Origin of the sequence: Promicromonospora sp. NPDC060271 (genome assembly GCF_042726755.1) — a bacterium.
GTDB lineage: Bacteria > Actinomycetota > Actinomycetes > Actinomycetales > Cellulomonadaceae > Promicromonospora.
The window spans coordinates 1-5,477 of sequence record NZ_JBHXBG010000254.1 but is presented as its reverse complement, the minus strand read 5'-3'; the positions used below and the strand labels follow the sequence as shown (position 1 = coordinate 5,477).

Genomic DNA, 5,477 nt, shown 5'->3' with positions numbered 1-5,477 from the left:
CCGTCGATCCGATCAGCTCAGATCAGCTCAGTTACCCGTGAGCTTCTCACGGAGCGCGGCGAGCGCCTCGTCCGAAGCCAGCGTACCGCCGGCCTCCTCGACCGGAGCCGAGGAGTAGGTGGTGCTGCTGCTGGCGCCGCTGCCGCCGGCCGACGCCGCCGGGGCCTCGGCCGTGGCCTCGGTGTCCGCGGTGAGCGCCTCGGCGACCTGCTTGCGGTGCGCGGTCCAGCGCTCGTGCGCCTTGGCGTACTCCGCCTCCCACGCCTCGCGCTGGGTCTCGAAGCCCTCGAGCCACTCGTTGGTCTCCGGGTCGAAGCCGTCCGGGTACTTGTAGTTCCCGGCCTCGTCGTACTCGGCGGCCATGCCGTACAGCGCGGGGTCGAAGTCCTCGGACTCCGGGTCCACGCCCTCGTTGGCCTGCTTGAGCGACAGCGAGATGCGGCGGCGCTCCAGGTCGATGTCGATGACCTTGACGAAGACCTCGGCACCGACGGTGACGACCTGCTCCGGCAGCTCGACGTGGCGCACGGCCAGCTCCGAGATGTGGACCAGGCCCTCGATGCCGTCCTCGACGCGGACGAACGCGCCGAACGGGACGAGCTTGGTGACCTTACCCGGCACGACCTGACCGATGGCGTGCGTACGGGCGAAGGTCTGCCACGGGTCCTCCTGCGTCGCCTTCAGCGACAGGGAGACACGCTCGCGGTCGAAGTCGACGTCGAGCACCTCGACGGTGACCTCCTGGCCGACCTCGACGACCTCGGACGGGTGGTCGATGTGCTTCCAGGACAGCTCCGAGACGTGCACGAGACCGTCGACGCCGCCGAGGTCCACGAACGCACCGAAGTTGACGATCGAGGAGACGACACCCGGGCGCACCTGGCCCTTCTGCAGCGTCTGCAGGAAGGTGGAGCGAACCTCGGACTGCGTCTGCTCGAGCCAGGCACGGCGCGAGAGCACGACGTTGTTCCGGTTCTTGTCGAGCTCGATGATCTTGGCCTCGATCTCCTTGCCGACGTACGGCTGGAGGTCGCGGACGCGACGCATCTCCACGAGGGAGGCGGGGAGGAAGCCGCGCAGGCCGATGTCGAGGATGAGGCCACCCTTGACGACCTCGATGACGGTGCCGGTGACGACGCCGTCCTCTTCCTTGATCTTCTCGATCGTGCCCCAGGCGCGCTCGTACTGTGCGCGCTTCTTGGACAGGATCAGGCGGCCTTCCTTGTCCTCCTTCTGGAGGACCAGGGCCTCGACGGCGTCACCGACGGCGACAACCTCGCCAGGGTCGACGTCGTGCTTGATCGAGAGCTCCCGGGACGGGATCACACCCTCGGTCTTGTAGCCGATGTCGAGAAGGACCTCGTCGCGGTCCACCTTGACGATCGTGCCTTCGACGATGTCCCCATCGTTGAAGTACTTGATGGTGGCGTCGATGGCAGCAAGGAAGTCCTCCTCGGTGCCGATGTCATTGATGGCAACCTGGGGTGCGGACTTCGCGGGGGTGGAGATGGTCATTGAGTTCGATGCTCCGATGCGGACATGGTGTAGTAAGGACAGGGTCTGTTTGAGCTCTGCTCGTGCTTCGAGCTGCGCTCGTGAGGTTCCGACGATCGCCAGAAGGCGCACGGCACCGCCAGCCATCTTAGTGGCGTCGCAGCGCCCCGGTCAACGCGAGCCAGGGCGCCGCGAACCCCCGTGCAGCTCTCAGAGAGCGAGCTCCAGGTCCTTGCCCGGGATGGCGTCGAGCAGGGCCCGCGTGTAGGCGGTGGCGGGCGAGTCGAAGACCGAGTCGACGGTCCCCTCCTCGACCACCCGCCCCTCCTGCATGACCAGCACCCGGTCGGCGATCTGCCGTACGACGGCGAGGTCGTGCGTGATGAAGAGGTAGGTCAGCCCCAGGTCCTCCTGCAGGCCGGCGAGGAGCTGCAGGATCTGCGCCTGCACCACCACGTCGAGCGCTGAGACCGCCTCGTCGCACACCACGAGCTCGGGCGACAGCGCGAGGGCGCGCGCGATCGCCACGCGCTGGCGCTGGCCGCCGGACAGCTCCGAGGGGAACCGCTGGAGCTGGCCCTTGCTCAGCGCCACCTGGTCGGCGAGCTCCTCCACCCGGGCCCGGCGGGCCGCGGCGTCCCCGTAGGAGTGCGCGCGCAGCGGCTCCTCGATCGCGCGGTACACCGAGTACAGCGGGTCGAGCGACGAGTAGGGGTCCTGGAACACGGGCTGGACCCGGCGCCGGTAGGCGATCTGGTCCCGGTGGCTGCCTGCGCCCACGAGGCCGCCGTCAAAGGTGATCGTGCCGGTGGTCGGCTTCTCGATGTCCAGGATCATCCGGGCGAGCGTCGACTTGCCCGAACCGGACTCCCCCACCACGGCCACCGTGGAGCCGCGCGGTATGTCGAGGCTGACGCCGTCGACCGCCGTGAAGTCCTTGGCGCGGGAGAACAGGCCGTTGCCGCGGATGGGGAAGACCTTGCTCACGTCCTTGACGGACACCAGGACGGACGCCTCCGCCGCACCCTCCGCTGCCCCGTCCTCGCCGTGGGCCAGCAGTGCGTCGTCCAGCACGTCCTCGAGCCCGCGCTCGCGCGCGATCTCGATGCGCCGCGAGGCGAGCGACGGCGCGGCGGCCATGAGGCGCTTGGTGTACTCGTGCTGCGGGTCGGTCAGCACCTGGCGCGCGGGCCCCTGCTCGACGATGTCGCCGCGGTACATGACCACGACGATGTCGGCGCGCTCGGCGGCGAGGCCGAGGTCGTGCGTGATGAGCAGCACCGCGGTGCCGAGCTCCTCGGTCAGTCCGGAGAGCTGGTCGAGGATGCCCCGCTGCACCGTCACGTCCAGGGCCGACGTCGGCTCGTCCGCCACCAGCAGCGCCGGGCGGCCCGACAGGCCCATGGCGATGAGCGCACGCTGGCGCATGCCGCCGGAGAACTCGTGCGGGTACTGGCTCGCCCGGCGCCGGGCGTCGGGCAGGCCGACCTCGTCGAGCAGCTCGACCGTGCGGGCGCGCGCGTCCCGGCGGGTCCGCAGGCCGTTGTCGATCAGGCCCTCGTCGATCTGCTGCCCGATCCGCATGATCGGGTCGAGGTTGGTCATCGGGTCCTGCGGCACGAGGCCGAGCTCCGTGCCGCGCAGCTGCGCCATGCGCTGCGGGCTGACCTTGCCCAGGTCCTCGTCCTTGAACCAGATGTGCCCCTCGGCCACCGAGCCGTTGCTGGCGAGCAGGCCGAGCACGGCCATGGCCAGCGTGGTCTTGCCGGAGCCCGACTCCCCCACGATCGCGACGGTCTGGCCGCGCCGGACCGTCAGGTTCGCGCCCGCGACGGCGCGCGCGGCGCCGTTCTCGGTGCGGAAGTCGACGCACAGGTCCTCGACGCGCAGGACGACGTCGGCGTCCTCCTTGCCAGGCACCGGACCGGCCGTGCCACCCACTGCGGCGCCGGAGGTCTTCTGCTCAGGGGTCTCGCTCATTTTCGGGTCCTGTTCCGGGGGTCGAGGGCCTCGCGCAGGCTCTCGCCCACGAGGGTGAAGCCGAGGGCCGTCACGGCGATGCAGATACCGGGCAGGATCGCCAGGCGCGGCGCGACCGCGAGCTCCTGCTGTGCGGCCGTCAGCATGCGGCCCCACTCGGCGGTGGAGGGCTCGCCGCCACCGAGGCCGAGGAAGGACAGCGCCGCGGCCTCGATCACCGCGGTGGCCAGGGTCAGCGTCGCCTGCACGATGACCGGGCCGACGCTGTTGGGCAGCACGTGGCTCATGGTCACCGAGCGCCGGCTCAGGCCGAGCGCAGACGCGGCCAGCACGTAGTCCTGGCCGCGCTGCGCGAGCATCGAGCCGCGCAGCAGGCGGGCGAAGATCGGGATCTGCACCACACCGATGGCGACGATGACCGACATCGACGACTGACCGGCGATCGCGGCGATCGAGACGGCCAGGAGCAGCGACGGCACGGACAGCATCAGGTCCACCAGGCGCATCGCCGCGAAGTCGACCCACTTGCCGAACCAGCCCGCGAGCAGGCCCAGAGCCATGCCGCCGGCGAGGCCGAACAGCGTGGACAGGACGCCCACCAGGAGCGACGCGCGGGCACCCCAGATCAGCTTGCTCAGCACGTCACCGCCGTAGCGGTCCAGGCCCAGCGGGTACTCGGCCGACGGCCCGGGGATCATCGTGGGGCGCACCTCGGCGCGGCCCGGCAGCTCGTGGGCGCCGTACGGGGCGATCAGCGGGGCGAGCAGCGCGACGATCACGAAGGCCGCGACGATCACGAAACCGGCGATCGCCACGGGGTTCTTGCGCAGGGTGCGCCAGGCACGCGCCCAGACACCCTCGCCGCCGTGGTCGGCGCCGGCGGGTCCGTCGCCGTGGATGCTGGTGTGGAGCGGCTGGGCAGCCACCCCGTCGGTCACAGGAAGCTCGTTGGCACTCACTGCTGCCTCCTCAGCCGGGGGTCGATCAGCCCGTACGACACGTCGACGAACAGATTCACGAGGGCGTACACGATCGCGATCATCAGGACGAAGCCCTGCATCACCGGGTAGTCGGCGTTGAACACCGCTTCCGCGAGGAACGAGCCGATGCCGCTGAACGCGAAGACCGTCTCGGTGAGCACCGCGCCCGACAGCAGCAGGCCCACCTGCAGGCCGATCGTCGTCAGCACCGGGAGCATCGCGTTCTTCAGGATGTGCTCGCCGCGCAGCCGTGCGGGCTTGATGCCCTTCGCACGGGCCGTGCGGACGTAGTCGGCGTTCTGCACCTCGGACACCGCCGCGCGGGTCATCCGCGCGACGATCGCGAGCGGGATGGTGCCGAGCGCGATACCCGGCAGGATCAGGTGCACCAGCGCGTCCCATGCGGCGTCCCACTCACCGGTGAGCAGTCCGTCCAGCACGTAGAAGTTCGTCGGATGTGTCGAGATCATCGTCGGGTCCTGCCGCCCTGTGGAGGGGAACCAGCCCAGCTCCACGGCGAACAGGTACTTCAGGATGAAGGCGAGGAAGAACACCGGCACGGTGACGCCGATCAGCGACACGACGACCGACGAGTGGTCGATGATCGAGCCGGCCCGCCGAGCGGCGACGTAGCCGAGCGGGATGCCGATGCCGATCGCGATGATCAGCGCGACCACGGTCAGCTCGATCGTCGCGGGGAAGCGCGTGATGAACTCGTCCAGCACCGGACGGCCGGTCCGCGTGGAGACGCCGAAGTCTCCCGTCAGCAGGCGGCCCAGGTACTTGAAGTACTGGACGTGCAGCGGCTGGTCGAAGCCGTACAGGGTGTTGATGCGAGCGACGGCCTCTGGTGTGGCCCGCTCGCCCAGCAGGGCGGTCGCGGGGCCGCCGGGCAGCGCCCGGACCCACGCGAACAACAGCACCGACAGCCCTAGGAGCAGCGGTATCAGGAGCAGCAACCGCTGCACGATGAGGCGGAGCATACCTATCCTCAGGAAGATCCTCGAAAGTCACGGACAGCGG

At 69.8% G+C, this 5,477-nt stretch carries 4 protein-coding genes; all 4 read right to left on the bottom strand.

Annotated features, from left to right (window positions below):
* Positions 1-27: 27 nt before the first annotated feature.
* A complete protein-coding gene (gene rpsA / locus ACFWE2_RS24245) occupies positions 28-1,515 on the bottom strand; it encodes a 30S ribosomal protein S1 (protein ID WP_377226770.1) in 1,488 nt (495 codons plus the stop codon).
* Between the two features lie 189 nt (positions 1,516-1,704).
* Complete coding sequence (locus ACFWE2_RS24240) at positions 1,705-3,474, bottom strand: dipeptide ABC transporter ATP-binding protein (protein ID WP_377226769.1); 1,770 nt, start codon at positions 3,472-3,474, stop codon at positions 1,705-1,707.
* Entirely contained in the window at positions 3,471-4,373 is a 903-nt protein-coding gene (locus tag ACFWE2_RS24235; protein WP_377226771.1) for an ABC transporter permease, read from the bottom strand. Before ACFWE2_RS24235 ends, ACFWE2_RS24240 begins: the two co-directional genes overlap by 4 nt.
* Before the next feature lie 56 nt (positions 4,374-4,429).
* Positions 4,430-5,437, bottom strand: a complete 1,008-nt coding sequence (locus ACFWE2_RS24230) for an ABC transporter permease (RefSeq protein WP_377226768.1) — start codon at positions 5,435-5,437, stop codon at positions 4,430-4,432.
* Between the last annotated feature and the right edge of the window lie 40 nt (positions 5,438-5,477).

What these genes read in the sequence shown, in the direction of transcription:
- ACFWE2_RS24240 (WP_377226769.1), bottom strand. Translation starts at nt 3,474, where the DNA reads ATGAGCGAGACCCCTGAGCAGAAGACCTCCGGCGCCGCAGTGGGTGGC.
- rpsA (WP_377226770.1), bottom strand. Translation starts at nt 1,515, where the DNA reads ATGACCATCTCCACCCCCGCGAAGTCCGCACCCCAGGTTGCCATCAAT.
- ACFWE2_RS24230 (WP_377226768.1), bottom strand. Translation starts at nt 5,437, where the DNA reads ATGCTCCGCCTCATCGTGCAGCGGTTGCTGCTCCTGATACCGCTGCTC.